This is a genomic window from Rhizobium sp. CECT 9324, from assembly GCF_918741265.1.
GTDB lineage: Bacteria > Pseudomonadota > Alphaproteobacteria > Rhizobiales > Rhizobiaceae > Allorhizobium.
On the sequence record NZ_CAKKMZ010000001.1, the window covers coordinates 1 to 14,642 of the forward strand.

The following is a 14,642-nucleotide window of genomic DNA, read 5'->3' on the forward strand; positions in this document are numbered from 1 at the left end:
TCATCAGTCCCCCGTAATGAAGTGGAGGAGGCCTTTGAAGGCTAGGATGTGGACGATGGTCAGGTAGATCGTCACCACAACGATTGCGTCTGCTGTCACTTCTCGGTCTCCACCCAGTAGGCTTTGTAGCGGGTACCGCCGAAGTCCTTCTTGAACTGGGACTTGATCTCCAGCCCGAGGCGCTTCAGTTCGGAGATGCGTGTGGTCACCTCCTGGACGTTGAGCGTGTTGATCGCGACCTGACGTGTCAGCGCACGGCCAGTCATCAGGTAGTCGTAGATGAGCCGCTGTTGGGGAGAGAGGTTGTAGATCGTGGCGTCCGAGAGAAAGTTCTGGGTCACTTGCTGTCTTCCTGTAATGTCGTAGTGTCAGCCCAAGTCGATACCCTGGGCGAAGAGAGCCACGTCCTCCCGGAGGAGATCCATGTCGATGGGTGGGCACGGAGGATGGTCGCGGTGACGGAACCTCTGGACCTCAGAGTGCGCCTTCAGGTCCAATGGGCCGTAGTGTTGCACCAGTTCGTTGAACAGTCGGAGGAACGCTCGGCGCTGCTCCTGGGTGAAGTTGTCCACCCCTTCCCCGCCGTCCTCTTCGCGGCCACCTACAAGGCAGACCCCTATGGAGTCCATGTTGTGGCCGGGGGTGTGGGAGCCTACGAGGTCACGCGGGCGGCACTCTGTGACGCTGCCGTCCCGCTCAATGATGAACTGGTAGCCGATGGAAAGGATGCCCATCTTTAGGCCACCCTCATGGGCCAGGACGGACCATCTCGGAACGTCCTCGGTGCAGCACACATCTGGTCTGGTGTGGCTGTCGTGCAGGATGACCCTCTTGGTCTTCTCCCGCGTCTTGTACTTGATTGGTACGGTCAATCTGTCTCTCCATTTGCCCACGCTTTGAACTCGGGCCAGACCTTCCCCTTGAGCCAGTCCTTGAGGAAGTTCAACGCTTCGAAGTCCTCCAGGTGGCCCATCGCGTACTCGATGGCCTGTCTATCGGTCCCGCCACCCAGGGGCGACATTTGGGTTGCGTTCAGGCGATCTTTGAGGGTCGGTGGGGTTGGTGTAGGAAGCATTACTCAATCTCCTCTGGGTAGAACAAACTAGGAACATTCTCCTAACGTGCCTCTGCCCCTCTGTCGATAGGAATTATTTCACAAGACCCAAAATATCCTCAGGCTTGCGCTTCGGTCCCCGCTCCTCGATCCAGGCCTTGGGGATGATCCGGCTGGCCCACTTGAAGCCATGCTTTTCAGCCCACATTGCGTAGGTCGTCTTGGAGCCCTTGATGATCTTGTCGAAGGGCCGCTGAAAGACGAACCGGATGTCGAGATCCGGATGTTGAAGCTTGATGAGGATATGCTTGGCCCGGTCTTTAGGTTCCAGCTTGCCCTTGGTCTCAACGATGATGCCGTTTGGCAGTGGGAAGTCTGGGGTGTAGTTCCGCCGCGTCTCGGGTACCGTGTATGGTATCTTGAACGACTCAAAACTGACCTTCACCCCCTGGTCTTCCAGGAACTTCGCGTTCATTTCCTCAAGTCCCGACCGGAAGCCGAACCGAAGTCCGACCTCCTGGGATGTCTTGGGGGCATTCACCTTCCGTGCCTGTCGCCAGTTACCTTTGGAGACTCCCATCTAGGTCTCCATGTCCCACCCGTAGCGGTCCTCAATGATACCCGCCACGATGACACCGAGAATGATGCAGACGAGGAGAGTCTCCATCAGTGCGCCTCCTCGAAACGATCTGCGGTGAAGTAGTTCTCCGGAAGCTCCACGAGTTCGACACCAGGAGTGTTCTCCATCCCTGGGATCTCAGTCCGCTCGCATCCGTCTGGGTCTCCGATGAAGGCCCGCTTGACGGTGTAGTTCTCCCCCTCGGTGATCGGGATGCCTACTTCAGGGGCGCGGATGCAGCGGATGGTCTGACCCCGCTTGAACGGGTGACGAGGTTTCCCCATCAGTAGTCACCACCCTGTTCCTCGTCGGCGGACTGGCCGAAGCCCTGGTCTTCACCGTCTGCCACGAAGCCGTCCTCGACCTCACCGAAGCCGCGACCGCCACCACCGGACCCACTGGCCAGCTTGGTGATCTGTACCTTGGCGAAGTCCAGGCGTACCCCGACCTCCTTGGAGGAGACCATGACGATGGGGCGCATCGAGAACATCACGCGGCCCTCGGAGCCATTCCAGACAGACACGTCGATGACGTTGTCCTTGGAGTCACGGAGTTCGATCTTGACGTCCTTGAAGCCGGAGGTCTCCTTCTTCGAGGGGATCTTGGCGTTCTGCTTGTAGGAGAACACAACGTCTCCGGTCGGCTCGCCGGTCTCGTCATCTTCGATCCGCTCAAAGGGAACGTAGAGCTTCCACTTCTTGGCCTCACCCGGCTTCATCTCCTGGGTGTGCTCCTGGAGTGCGGCGACGCAAGCGGCTTCGATCTTCGCTGCCAGCTTCTCGGCGGCGTCACCAGAGAGGCGCTGGTCGGTGTGGAAGAGACCATCGGAATTGAACTTGGTGTCAGGCTTGTTGAGCCAGGGGTGGATCAGTGGGCCTACCGGCGAGATGTGATACTTTGCCATGTGTCTCGGTGTCTCCTTAGATGACGGGCTCGTTGCGGACCCTCAGACCGAAGAAGTCGCGGAGGGATTCCATCTGGGCGTTGGACTTGTCGTGATAGGCGGAGGGATCGGTGATCAGCTTCCGGCCCAGGTGGTAGAGTTCCTCCGGGTCGGTGCCATTGCGCTCCGCGATTGCGTAGAAGAGGACGGCGATCCCTGCTGTCAGTTCGGCGGGGGGCTCATGGTTGGCTCCGCTGAGAAGGGCGTGAGCAACGCTCGCCACCCTGTCCCTGGGGATCATCAAGAGTTTGTCGCGGTCCAGGCGGTTAGACAGTGAGTTGGTCATTCCTCGTGCTCGCTTGAAAAGGCCAGCCCCATCACGGAACAATGTCGTAGTGTTGGACGTTGTGTTGTCGTGAAGGAAGCTGGCGATATGGGATTTTCAAGTACAGTCCTATTGTTTGTAATGTCGTAGTGTCAGGCGAAAAAATAGAGCGAAGAGGCGACGTCCTCTAGGTTTAGGTTGCCGAAGGAGGGCAGCGGGGGAAACTCGGCGCGAGGGCCAGCGACTTGGCGGCAGGCGTCCAGGAAGTTCTCCAGGACGGGCTCGGAGTAGGTCCATATGAAGGCCTGTCGGATCGATGCTTCGAGGTGCCACATGTCCGCGCAAACGGTCCCGTAGGCATCGTGGATTGACGTGAAGCTTTCCACCCCACGATCAGCGGCGATGTTGACGCAGAGCATCAAGGCGGCGGCATCCATTGAGTGGACGAAGTTCGGAGCGATCCCTCGGGCCTGACTTGCTGTGTCAAGCTCCTTAGTCTCTGTTCGGGTGGACAACTTTATAGTCTGCCCATCAAGGTTGGTTTTGATCTGATCATCCTGCATCTTCGCGTAGAACTGGCGCACGTAGAAGCCAGCCGGTGTCCTCCACCAGAGAGGAAGGCCCTTCTTGGATGCCACCTTGGCGCAGTCCTTGAGCCACGTCATGACCTCGACGGCCTTAGTCACGGTACCCGATACGGAGACCCAAAGGATGTCTGTCAGGTATGTGATCGCGGCATTCCTGTCCTCCCGATCTAGCCCCTTGATGATCCCATCGGGGTCATTCTTCTTGAGCCACTCCAGGGTGTACCGGAAGTATGCGTTCTTGGTCCCACCGTACGGCAGGATCATCACGGGGCGCTTGGTAACATCGCGCTTTGCCCTCCCATCGAACAACTCCAGCCAGAGACCGGCGAAGCGATCCGGCATCCGGTGGAATAGCTCCTCGGTCACCTTGTCGGCCACGTCCTGGTAGATGTCATTCGGCTTGTCGCCAGGGATCAGGTTAACCGAGGCGGCACCCTTCTCGTCCAGGACCATGGCGCTGAGATGCTGGATACCGTTACAGGTTCCGTCCACGCGGATTGGGAGGGAGGAAACCATACCTTCCCCCTCTTCGAGCCACCTCGCCCACTCTAGGATTGCCGCAAGGCGCTGCCAGTTGTCGTCGTCATCATCTCCGATCCACCTCCGGTCGCCGGTCGGGTCAGCCGCGATGGACCTCCACATGTCGTTCCTCTCGGTCGTCCATGCCACGCGGTCATCATATGCCACCTTGTCCACCCCGAAGGTGTTAGCGAGGTGAATGGCGAGCCACTGTGCATCGTCACCGTCAATTGGCTTCCCACGGGAGAACGTCAGGACGCCTCGGTGGAAGTCTGCCCCTTGAGGAGAGAGATCGGACGGGATCGGGTACATGCGTCCCCGGAAGTCCAGCATGTGCGGGAAGAAGAACTCAGGCTCCTTGCTGAAGCGGACGGCCATATTGAGGGTTCTCTCGAAGGACATCGCGACGGAGATCCGCTGTGCATTCCTGGCCCTTGCGGCGGAGGCTCGACGTGCCCAGGCGATGTACTCCTCCGTCCCCTTATCCTCGTCTGTGAGGTGGGCTGGACGTTCCTCTACGTTTTCCTCCTCCTGATGTGGGATACCGGCAAGCGCGAGGTCGCGGTCCCAGAAGTACTTGGCTACGTCGAGTACCCGCTGGTTGATCTTCCACGGTGTGGACTGCACACGGTTGAGGGCCTTGTAGACCTCCGGCATGTCCAGCGCCTCGTACTCCTCCAGGGCGTTCTGACGCTGGTCCTGGTGGTTCGCCTTGAAGCGGATCATGAAGGGTGGCTTCACGAATGGTGTGTAGTATCCGCCGTCACGCGGGCCGGTCCACGACAAGGGCGGAATGAGGGTTGGCATGTAGGTCGGTGCGAAGACAAGCTCTCCGTCCATCGCCGTCTTAATCCATGTGAGTAGACCCTCGTCTGCCTCCAGGATGTAAGGACGCTTCATGTAGCCGTAGCTCTTTCCCTTCTTAGGTACCCAGGACGGGTCCTGTGCGATGTAGAAGCGGCGGGTCTTCGTGATGACGATGTTGATGAGTTCCAGCCCTACCCGTTGACGGTCGGTCTCGGTCCACTCGATCCATCCGATCTTCTCCCAGATGTACTTGTTGAATAGGGAGATACGGGAACGGCGCTGGTGTGCCGCGTTGGAGCCTCGCTCGGCATAGTGTGCGGCGGTCTTCTTCCAGTCCTCCGGCTCCTCCTCCTTCCACTTCTTGCAGCGGGCCTCATGTTCGCACCATGTGCCGATCTCTACGGCGATGGCCAGGACGTGCCGCTGCTCAATGGCCATCATGCGGAGGATCGCTCGGAGCGCGACCAGGGCGGCGACTTCGGGGTCAAGCTCCTGAAGACGTGGTAGTGCGATGGGCTTCACGCCGCGCTTAGTCCCTGCCTTCGTGATCCAATCCTTCAGGCCGTCTGCCACTGGCGTGACCCACTCGGTGACCAGACTCCGGTACGGACGCAGGCGTGTCATGTCCTGCTTCTCCTTGGCCTTGTCGATCCTTTGCTGGGCGCGTTTCTTCCCCTCAGTCAGCATCTCCTCTTCGAGTGCCACTTGATCCTCCCAGCGAGTGTGGAGGTGTGCCGCGATTTCGACGTGCTGGTTCATGGATATTCCTCGTGCTGTAATGTCGTAGTGTGCAATTAAAGAGAGGTCAGTCCCTCTGGAACGACGAAGGTAGGCAGGCAAGATGGAGGTTCATCTGCTCCTGCTTCAGGGCGTCCTTCACCAGAACTTTGGCCTCCTGACACGCCTCCTCCGTGGTAAAGCGGTTATACTGGTCGGGTCTCTGTGTGAGAGGCTCTACGTGCCCGAGCGGGGATACGATGAAGATTGTGAATGCTGCTGCTTTGATCATTTCGACTCCATGTAGATGCGTAGTGTCAGCGTGAAGTTCTGACGTAGGTAGAGAGGTCGGTACGCTCCCAGACCAGAGCGGATACCTTCCGGAAGTAGTCCCCTGGAGTAACTCGTACGGTCTTCTGGGCGGCAGGGAATACCTCTCGTCCAGGACGTAGGGTCACTGTTTTGATTCGGCAGTGGTGGTCTTTCATTCCGTGATCCTTCTAGTTCTCCGGAAGATGGCTCCCGTGTACATGCACTGGCGCTCCTCTATCAGCCACCAACGTCCCTCAGAGTCCACCTTCATGCGCCGCTTACGGAGCTTGAGGCTCCTCCACTTTTCGTCCTGAGAGAGGTTGCTTCCGGTCGAAGCGTAGGGTCTCCAGGCTGTGGCATTCGGTGGCACAACTCGGCGGATGCGAGCGACCAGGGTCTGTAGATGCGTAGTGACGATGCAGAAGCGCATGACTGAGGTCCTTACCATATTCGGCACATTGTGTGCAAGATCGTAGTATGGGGAGTTGCTTTTGAGTCGAGCGCGTCTACCAGTTCCGCCAATGGGGCACAAAGCGTCAAACGCCGGGTGGACAGCGCCGGACTATACGAAGGAAGCCGAGCTGGTCAACCACCTTTTTGCCATGCGCGGCGATCACATGAAAGTTCCGTTGCAGGATGACGCGGCCATGGGGCTGGCCATTTACAGTCCTCGGTCGCTTGACTAGAAACGGCCTGCTGAAATCGGAAACGGCACATGCCGCGCCGCCTTGGCAACACAGACCCTCCTGCCCGATGCCCGGCGCAGCAAACGCCATGCCCTGACCGCAATGCGCAACAGCATCCACCGGTCAAACCCGTCATTCGAAGGAAATCCGATGCGCCTTCCCGCCACGCTTGCAAATTCCGACCTCGCCGCAGCTTGCCTTCTCACATTGGGCATGGCGGTCATTGTCGGATCGGCGCTCGGCTTCGAACACCTTGGCGGCTATGTGCCCTGCGCCCTCTGCCTGATGCAGCGCAATCCCTACTATATCGGCATCGGCGTCGGACTGGCGGCAATCATCGCCGCGGCGCTGCGCCTGCCGCCCGCGGTCGTTCGCGGTCTTTTCCTCGTCATCGCCGTGCTGATGCTCGTCGGCATGGGGCTTGGCATCTACCATTCCGGCGTCGAGTGGAAGTTCTGGGACGGCCCGGCGAGCTGCAGCATCGGCGCGACCGGTGGCGCGACACCGACCAATGTGCTCGAAGCGCTCAACAGCACCAAGGCGCCATCCTGCACCGAAGCCACGCTTCGGGTGCTCGGCCTGTCCTTTGCCGGCTGGAATGTGCTGACCAGTGCTGGGCTTGCCGCAATCGCCATCTGGGCCACCGTGCGCAAGCGCGGTTGACAGCCCGCACGCGCCGTTGACTGCGGCCTTGAAAGCGTCACTGAACGCTTACGGCTGCAGTTCCGAATCCCAGTAGAGATAGTCGACCCAACTGTCATGCAGGTAGTTCGGCGGAAAGCGCCTGCCATTGTTGTGCAGGTCCTGCACCGTCGGTCGGTAGGGTTTTTGATGCGGGAACATGCTCGCCTGTCTCGGCAGTTTCGAGCCCTTGCGCAGATTGCAGGGCGAACAGGCCGCCACGACGTTTTCCCAGGTCGTCTCGCCGCCATGGGCGCGCGGAATGACATGGTCGAAGGTCAGGTCGTCTTCCGAGCCGCAATACTGGCATTCGAACCTGTCGCGCAGGAAGACGTTGAAGCGGGTAAAGGCCGGATTGCGTGTCGGCTGCACATAGGTCTTGAGGCTGACGACACTCGGCAGCCGCATCGAAAAGCTCGGTGAGCAGACCGATTGATCATATTCGGCGATAATGTTCACACGGTCGAGAAAGACCGCCTTGATCGCGTCCTGCCAGGACCACAGCGACAAGGGATAATAACTCAGTGGCCGGTAGTCGGCGTTCAGGACGAGCGCCGGCAGGGCCTGGGGCGAAACTGCGATCGTCAAGGCGTTCTCCTGATCGATTCGGCATCTGCATTTCTATATTAGGTCTGTTGTTACAGCATTGTGAAGCCCAAATAATTTCCATGCCCGATGTTGCGCTCAGGCGGGCACCGCGACCCGGCCGGTGAGGCCGGCATAATGCGCCCAGAACAGCCGCGCGGCGACCGATCGCCACGGCGACCACACCTCGGCAATTGCCCGGACCTCGGCGATCTCCGGTCGCCGTCCGTCCAGCAGCACATGGCCGACGGCGATCCGGAGCGCCACGTCGCCGGCCGGAAAAATATCGGCATGGCCGCCGCAGAACATCAGATAGACCTCCGCTGTCCACGGGCCGATGCCCTTCAGCTGCGTCAGCGCCCGCATGGCCTCAGTTGCCTCCAATCCGGCAATCTCGGCCAGCGCGAGCCGGCCCTCGGCCTCGGCGCTCGCCACGGTCCGCAGCGTCTCCGCCTTGCCGCGCGACAGCCCGAACCCGCCGATGACGGCCGCATCCAGTGCGAGATAGCCGGCGGCAGTCGGCCGCTCGCCGAGCACCGATGTCATCCGCCGCCAGATCGCATCGGCGCTGGCCCGCGACACCACCTGCGAGACGATGATCGACGCCAGCCCGGCAAAATCGGCGGACGACAGCCTAAGCGGCAATTGGCCGCAGCCCTCGGCAATCGTCCGAAGGCTGGGGTCGACCGCCAGCAGCGCCTCAAGCCCGAATTTGAGATCCGCATCGTTCCGGATGATCACCAGAGATTTCCCATCCTGTATCTTCTGCCGATTCGCAGCGGCCTCACCTCACGCGATCTTTTGCCGGAGCAACTTTTCGGCGCAACCCGTTTCGTGCCAAGTAGGACCATGATCCCGATTGTCCGCCAAGAGCCTATCCTGCGTTTTGCCCCGAGCCCCAACGGCCGGCTGCATCTCGGCCACGCTCTATCCGCCCTGACCAATGCCGATATGGCCAAGGCGATGCACGGCCGCCTGCTGCTGCGCCTGGAAGACATCGACGTTCTGCGCTGTACCCCCGAATTCGAACGATCGATCCTTGAGGATCTTCGGTGGCTCGGCATCGACTGGCAACAACCGGTCCGGCGCCAGTCGGAGCATTTCGCCTTCTACCGCGCAGCTCTCGACAACCTGATTGCACGCGGCCTCGTCTATCCCGCCTTTTTGACCCGAGGCGAGGTCAAGGCGAAGGTTGCAGCAGTCGAGGACCGTGGCGAAATCTGGCCCCGCGACCCCGACGGAGCGCCGCTTTATCCGACGGACGAACGGCATCTCGATCCATCGATCCGTCGGCAGAAGATCGCCACCGCCGACCGTTATGCCTGGCGGCTCGATATGGACAGGGCTCTGGTCGAAGCCCGACAGGCATGTGTGGCGCCACTTGCCTGGGAGGAGACGGGCGATGGCGAAAAAGGTCTGATCGCCGCCGATCCGGCCGCCTGGGGCGACGTCGTGCTGTGGCGCTCCGATGCGCCGTCGAGCTATCACCTTTCGGTGACCCTCGACGACGCCGCGCAGGGCATTACCCATGTCGTGCGCGGGCTGGACCTGTTTCACGCAACCTCGGTGCATCGGCTGCTGCAGCTGCTGCTCGACCTGCCGGCGCCGACATACTATCATCATCGGCTGGTGCTCGGCCCGGATGGGCGAAAACTGTCGAAAAGCCAGGGCGATACCGCACTGGCAGCACTTCGGCAGCAGGGCAGGTCCTCAGCCGATATCCGCCGGCTGGTCTGCCTCTGAACGCACCGGCGGCTTGCGGCGCCGCGACGGCATGACGCGAAACTTCATCAGCGCGGCATTGAATTCGGCACCGATGATGAAGATCGCCCCGACCATGTAGAGGAACACCAGCACGATCATCACCGAGGCAAGACCGGCATAGGTCGCGGCATAATTGGCAAAACTGGCGAGATAGGAAGCAAAGACCAGAGCCCCGATCAGCCACAGGACCAGGGTCAGAAGCACACCGGGCAACACGTCGAGGATATGCCGGTGTCCGGCCGGAAGGCCGAGGTGAAAGACCATAAGGCCGATCACCAGGAGCCCGATCGTGCCATAGACGCGCCAGTTGGCGACCGTCAGCAGGAATTCCTTCAACAGCGGAAACCAGGTCTCGGCAAAGGCGAGCGCCACGGGCACGGCGACCAGGAGCGCGCTGATGGCGGCCAGCACCACGACCGCACCGAGCACGAAACCGAAGGAGACCAGGCGCGTGATGTACCACGGTCGCGTCTCGGGCACGCGGTAGGCACGGTTGAGCGACACCCGCAGCGCCTCGACCCCATTGGAGGCGAAATAGGCCGCGGCCAGCACCGACACCGTCAACAGGCCGCCACGCGGAATGGTCAGCACCTCGACCACCTGATCCGACAGCGGCTTGGCGATGGTCTCGGGCCAGGTGTCGAAAATGATGTGCACGGCCGTTTCGGCAAACATGTCTGCGCCGAGAAAGCTTGCCAGTGCCGTGCCGAAAATCAGGAAGGGAAAGACCGCAAGCAGCGCCGACAGCGAGACATGGCTCGCCATGGCCCAGCCGTCGTCCTCGGTGAAGTGGTAGAGGGCATCGTAGCTGACCTTGTAGAGCATGCGGAAAAAAGCCGGCATCCCGTCTCCTTGGTTGCGGCGCGCCGATTGTCACGCGCCGACGAATATGGGAAACCCGTTCCCGTTTGTACAGGAACAACGAGGTCTCGTTTGCCCAGCATCATCGTCACCGGTTGTTCGTCCGGCATCGGCGCCTATTGCGCCGAAGCCCTCAAACGCGATGGCTGGCGGGTTTTCGCCACGGTCCGCAACCCGGACCAGATGCAAGCACTCGAAGCAAGAGGCATCGAAGCAGTCGTTATGGACTATACCGACGCCGACAGCATCGCAAGGCTGGTCGAGATCGTCGCCGAGCGCACGAACGGTCGCATCGACGCGCTGTTCAACAACGGCGCCTATGGCCAGCCGGGCGCCGTCGAGGACCTGACGACCGAGGTTTTGCGCCGCCAGTTCGAGACCAATGTCTTTGGCTGGCACGAATTGACGCGGCGTGTCATCCCTTTCATGCGCGCTCAGGGCCACGGCCGCATCGTCCAATGCTCGTCGATCCTCGGCCTCCTGCCCTATCGCTGGCGCGGCGCCTATACCGCGTCGAAATACGCGCTGGAGGGGCTGAGCCTGACCCTGCGCATGGAGCTCGAAGGCAGCGGCATCCAGGTCAGCCTGATCGAACCCGGGCCGATCGAAAGCCGCTTCACCGCCAATGCGCTGGCAAAAATCCGCGAGAATATCGATCTTGTGAACTCGCCCCACGCCGCAGACTACAGCAAACAACTGGCGCGGCTCGACGGCACCGGCCCGGTCAACCGCCACAAGCTCGGCCCGGACGCCGTCTACAAAGTCCTGGTTCATGCCTTGACCGCGTCGCGGGCGCGCCCACATTACCTCGTGACCAAGCCGGCAAAACAGGGTGCACTGCTCAAGCGCCTGCTGCCGGCAGACCTCTTCTACAGATTGATGCGATCGCTGGACTGACCAGCACCAACAAGGGCATAAACACGCCATGTCAGCCTTCCTTACTACGCTTACCCTGATCGTCATGGGCCTGGTCGTGCTCGTTCTCATTCGCGGGCTGTTCACCATGCTCAAGGGCGGCAGCGGCAATACCTCGAACAAGCTGATGCAGGCGCGCATCGTGCTGCAGGCCGTCGCGATCGCGCTGATCATGCTGACGCTGTGGCTGACCGGCGGCGGGCGCTGAAGCCGATGGTCAAGCTCAACAAGATCTATACCCGCACCGGCGACGACGGCACCACGGCCCTGGTATCGGGTCCACGCCGCCTGAAACACGACCTGCGCGTCGATGCCTACGGCACGATCGACGAGACCAATTCGGCGATCGGCATCGCCCGCCTCTACACGGCCGGTCTCGCCGACCTCGACGCGATGCTGATGCGCATCCAGAACGACCTGTTCGATCTCGGTGCAGATCTCGCCGCCCCCGACACAGGCGAGGCGCTGAGTTACGAGCCGCTGCGCATCATCCAGGGGCAGGTCGATCGCATCGAGCAGGAGATCGACACGATCAATGCCCGCCTCGACCCGCTGAAATCCTTCATCCTGCCCGGAGGAACGCCGGCCGCCGCCCACCTGCATCTCGCCCGCACCATCGCCCGCCGGGCCGAGCGCATCATGGTCGACCTGTCGCATATCGAGGGCGAACTGGTCGACGCGCCAGCGCTGAAATACATCAACCGGCTCTCCGACTTCCTCTTCGTCGCCGCCCGCCACGCCAATGACGACGGCAAGGCGGATGTGTTGTGGGTGCCGGGGAAGAACCGGTAGAGGGGTGTATTCGACGGTCAGTTGTCCCACGGACGATGAACTCTGCCTCGCAATCCCCCTTCTGCCCTGCCGTTCGTTCGTCGCGGCAGATGATTCTCTGGATCGTTTGCCCCTTCGGCAAGACCCATCCAACCCGGCGACACCCCCCTCTGCCCTGCCGGGCATCTCCCCCACAAGGAGGGAGATCGGCAGGTGGCTGGCCGCTCGTCCAACCGGATAGCTTGTGCAAATGAGGCCGGTGCGACGAGGAATTTCTGACTGTCGGTGTTTTGTCGCCCTTGCACCAAGGTCACCATCCTCTCCCTTGCGCCGAGGTCTCGGTGATCTCCCCCCGTGTGGGGGAGATGTCGGCGGAGCCGACAGAGGGGGGCGAACTGGCGCTGACGGCTGCCGGCAAGACTGTTGCTACGGCCACGCTTCGACTTCCATCCACATGGTTCAACGTCCTCTTCATCACTCAGAACCTTCAAAAATCCCATGCCAATACACCGGTCGGACTTTCCTCCTCCGGGGATGGTGGCAGTCTCGGACAGGGCGCCAGAAGCAACCTGTTGAATAATTTATATGGCTCCTTCCGGCGCCCCGTTCGGCGATTTTTGCCGGTTGCATGCGTCTCTCTGGCAAGGCGGCTTTGGCCGACGAAACTTGGCGTCTCGTCGTCAACCGGGCGCGGGTCCGAAACGTCTCGTTGAGACGTCCTGGCCGGGTGCCCGGGAGGTTTCAGGTTTCCGGCGGATGTGCGCACATCCCGACCTGACCCTCGCCCGGGGAGCGGGTCATTTACGATCCCAGCTCCCGCCGTCTTTGTCACCAGACCCGTTTGACCGGGTCCGGCGCCTTGTTTGTGTGCCCCTGAGGCACGCCCGATGGCCGTTGGGATCGGGGCTGGCTCAAACCATCCGAGGTGTTCGCCATCCACCGTCCCGCCACCGGAGGGAGACCGTTGCATCCGGCCCGGAGGATCTGGCCAGCGACAGCCGCGCCCTCCGGCGCCGGTTCCGCTTCGCCGGGCTCGCAATCCCCGGTGTATCCGAAAGCGGAACGGAGGGGAGTATGGCACATGGAAAAACGAGGGGGATGAAATGGGGTGCGTTTTGTTGAAAACGTTGGGAGATTTGAAAAAGTCATCCCCGCGGAAGTGGATTTTAGGGCGGTTTGAAGGAGATGGGCAGCGTTCTGCTGCAACCCCTTGTGTCTGGATCCTCGGGTCATCCTCGGGTTAAACCCGAGGACGAGGAGGATGACAGAGCGCGGGGCAGTCTTCGGGATTAACCCGAGGACGAGGATGACCCAAGAACGCGAATATTCAAGGCGACGACTGAAGTCACCAACACCGACACCTCCCCTCCGTCATCCTCGGGCTTGACCCGAGGATCCATGCGCAAGTTCTCTTCATTCGCAGGCGATACGGCAGGCCCCGTCCGTTCGGGCCTTTCCTCCTCGCGATGCGGCGACGGAGAACGAGCCACTATCGGTGTTGCGTGAACCGGTGCGTCTGGATCGCAAGACAGGAGCCATGTCATGGACGAGGTCCTCGCCTTGACGAATAGCGTGGAACCGCAAGGCCGGAGCAGGGTGATCGGTTGCTGCCGGTTTGTGGCACCCCACACAGGAGGCCTCTGTCGTTTGCACCACGCTTCGGCTAGGCTGGCAGCAACCGAAAAGCCAGGCGCGACGAGGCACGATGTTTATTCCACTGCATGACCGCAACGCGCTCAAGCACATCAAACGACAATATGTGACGCTGGGGCTGATCGCGGCCAATGTGGTGATCCATGTGCTGACGCTGCTGATGCCGGAAAAGCTCTTGGAAATGTGCATCTATGGCCTCGGCTTCATTGCCGCGGTCGTCTTCGATTTTGCCGATCTCGATCCGTCGCTGGTGCTGGTGCCGGAGGACACGACCTATGTGACCTACGCCTTCCTGCATGCCAGCTGGCTGCATTTCGGCTCGAACATGCTGTTCCTCTGGGTGTTCGGCGACAATGTCGAGGACGCGCTCGGGCATTGGCGCTTCCTGTTCTTCTATCTCGTTTGCGCCGCAGCCGGCGCGCTGGTGCATGGACTGCTGGCGCCCACCTCGCAGGCGCCATTGATCGGCGCATCGGGTGCCGTGTCCGGCGTGGTGGCAGCCTATCTGATGCTGCATCCCAAGGTGCGCGTCTGGGTTCTGGTGCTGATGCGTTTCCCGCTGCCATTGCCCGCTTTCATCCCGCTGGCGCTGTGGATCGGCCAGCAATTTGCCCTGCTGCTGTTCAACGCTGACAGCAATGTCTCCTTCGGCGCGCATGTCGGCGGCATCATCGCCGGCGCCCTGCTGGTGCTTGTGCTGCGCCGTCCGGGCGTGCCGCTGTTTGACCGCACCATCGTCACGCCGCGCGCCGTCGAGCACCGTGAAACCCCTGTCGCCGAAGTCGTCGTTCCGGCGGCAGCGCAGCCGACAAGCCGGACCACGCCCCGGGTCACCCATTGGGGACGATAAGCTGTCCGCGCCGCCCCGCTTATTGACGTGAACGTCAACGTCAATTATTGCTG

18 protein-coding genes are annotated in these 14,642 nt (G+C 61.1%); 6 read left to right on the plus strand and 12 right to left on the minus strand.

Annotated elements, in window-relative coordinates; translation table 11 throughout:
* Positions 1–95: 95 nt before the first annotated feature.
* From LQ231_RS00005 to LQ231_RS00045, 9 genes are all read right to left on the minus strand, one after another.
* On the minus strand, positions 96–341 hold the full coding sequence (locus tag LQ231_RS00005) for a helix-turn-helix domain-containing protein (RefSeq protein WP_230169809.1): 246 nt from the start codon (positions 339–341) through the stop codon (positions 96–98).
* A 27-nt stretch (positions 342–368) separates the two neighbouring features.
* Complete coding sequence (locus LQ231_RS00010; protein WP_230169810.1) at positions 369–872, minus strand: N-acetylmuramoyl-L-alanine amidase; 504 nt, start codon at positions 870–872, stop codon at positions 369–371.
* Positions 869–1,075 (minus strand): hypothetical protein, encoded by a 207-nt coding sequence (locus LQ231_RS00015; protein ID WP_230169811.1) that lies wholly within the window; start codon positions 1,073–1,075, stop codon positions 869–871. The genes LQ231_RS00010 and LQ231_RS00015 overlap by 4 nt, the downstream gene beginning before the upstream one ends.
* Positions 1,076–1,148: 73 nt before the next feature.
* A complete protein-coding gene (locus LQ231_RS00020) occupies positions 1,149–1,634 on the minus strand; it encodes a hypothetical protein (RefSeq protein ID WP_230169812.1) in 486 nt (161 codons plus the stop codon).
* Positions 1,635–1,720: 86 nt separating this feature from the next.
* Positions 1,721–1,957, minus strand: a complete 237-nt coding sequence (locus tag LQ231_RS00025; protein ID WP_230169813.1) for a hypothetical protein — start codon at positions 1,955–1,957, stop codon at positions 1,721–1,723.
* Positions 1,957–2,577, minus strand: coding sequence for a hypothetical protein (locus tag LQ231_RS00030; protein WP_230169814.1), 621 nt, complete (start codon positions 2,575–2,577; stop codon positions 1,957–1,959). Before LQ231_RS00030 ends, LQ231_RS00025 begins: the two co-directional genes overlap by 1 nt.
* 16 nt (positions 2,578–2,593) lie before the next feature.
* Positions 2,594–2,902: a hypothetical protein gene (locus LQ231_RS00035; protein WP_230169815.1), complete on the minus strand. Its 309-nt coding sequence runs from the start codon at positions 2,900–2,902 to the stop codon at positions 2,594–2,596.
* Between the two features lie 131 nt (positions 2,903–3,033).
* On the minus strand, positions 3,034–5,553 hold the full coding sequence (locus LQ231_RS00040; protein ID WP_230169816.1) for a DNA-directed RNA polymerase: 2,520 nt from the start codon (positions 5,551–5,553) through the stop codon (positions 3,034–3,036).
* Positions 5,554–5,599: 46 nt separating this feature from the next.
* Positions 5,600–5,803 (minus strand): hypothetical protein, encoded by a 204-nt coding sequence (locus LQ231_RS00045; RefSeq protein WP_230169817.1) that lies wholly within the window; start codon positions 5,801–5,803, stop codon positions 5,600–5,602.
* A gap of 856 nt (positions 5,804–6,659) precedes the next feature.
* On the opposite strand from LQ231_RS00045, the gene LQ231_RS00050 reads away from it, so the two are divergent.
* Positions 6,660–7,172 (plus strand): disulfide bond formation protein B, encoded by a 513-nt coding sequence (locus LQ231_RS00050; RefSeq protein WP_230169818.1) that lies wholly within the window; start codon positions 6,660–6,662, stop codon positions 7,170–7,172.
* A 48-nt stretch (positions 7,173–7,220) separates the two neighbouring features.
* On the opposite strand, the gene LQ231_RS00055 is transcribed toward LQ231_RS00050, so the two are convergent.
* Positions 7,221–7,778 (minus strand): HNH endonuclease, encoded by a 558-nt coding sequence (locus tag LQ231_RS00055; protein WP_007599738.1) that lies wholly within the window; start codon positions 7,776–7,778, stop codon positions 7,221–7,223.
* Positions 7,779–7,874: 96 nt separating this feature from the next.
* Entirely contained in the window at positions 7,875–8,519 is a 645-nt protein-coding gene (locus LQ231_RS00060; protein WP_230173187.1) for a DNA-3-methyladenine glycosylase, read from the minus strand.
* A 105-nt stretch (positions 8,520–8,624) separates the two neighbouring features.
* On the opposite strand from LQ231_RS00060, the gene gluQRS reads away from it, so the two are divergent.
* A complete protein-coding gene (gluQRS, locus tag LQ231_RS00065) occupies positions 8,625–9,518 on the plus strand; it encodes a tRNA glutamyl-Q(34) synthetase GluQRS (RefSeq protein ID WP_230169819.1) in 894 nt (297 codons plus the stop codon).
* On the opposite strand, the gene LQ231_RS00070 is transcribed toward gluQRS, so the two are convergent.
* Complete coding sequence (locus LQ231_RS00070; protein WP_113142909.1) at positions 9,486–10,382, minus strand: YihY/virulence factor BrkB family protein; 897 nt, start codon at positions 10,380–10,382, stop codon at positions 9,486–9,488. The two genes, gluQRS and LQ231_RS00070, sit on opposite strands and share 33 nt — an antisense overlap.
* Before the next feature lie 90 nt (positions 10,383–10,472).
* On the opposite strand from LQ231_RS00070, the gene LQ231_RS00075 reads away from it, so the two are divergent.
* From LQ231_RS00075 to LQ231_RS00090, 4 genes are all read left to right on the plus strand, one after another.
* A complete protein-coding gene (locus LQ231_RS00075) occupies positions 10,473–11,297 on the plus strand; it encodes an SDR family oxidoreductase (RefSeq protein WP_113142908.1) in 825 nt (274 codons plus the stop codon).
* A gap of 28 nt (positions 11,298–11,325) precedes the next feature.
* Complete coding sequence (locus tag LQ231_RS00080) at positions 11,326–11,523, plus strand: twin transmembrane helix small protein (protein ID WP_113142907.1); 198 nt, start codon at positions 11,326–11,328, stop codon at positions 11,521–11,523.
* A gap of 5 nt (positions 11,524–11,528) precedes the next feature.
* The gene (locus LQ231_RS00085) at positions 11,529–12,107 is read left to right on the plus strand and encodes a cob(I)yrinic acid a,c-diamide adenosyltransferase (RefSeq protein ID WP_230173188.1); all 579 of its coding nucleotides are present in this window, start codon (positions 11,529–11,531) and stop codon (positions 12,105–12,107) included.
* Positions 12,108–13,791: 1,684 nt separating this feature from the next.
* Positions 13,792–14,589 (plus strand): rhomboid family intramembrane serine protease, encoded by a 798-nt coding sequence (locus LQ231_RS00090; protein ID WP_230169820.1) that lies wholly within the window; start codon positions 13,792–13,794, stop codon positions 14,587–14,589.
* The last annotated feature ends 53 nt before the right edge of the window (positions 14,590–14,642 follow it).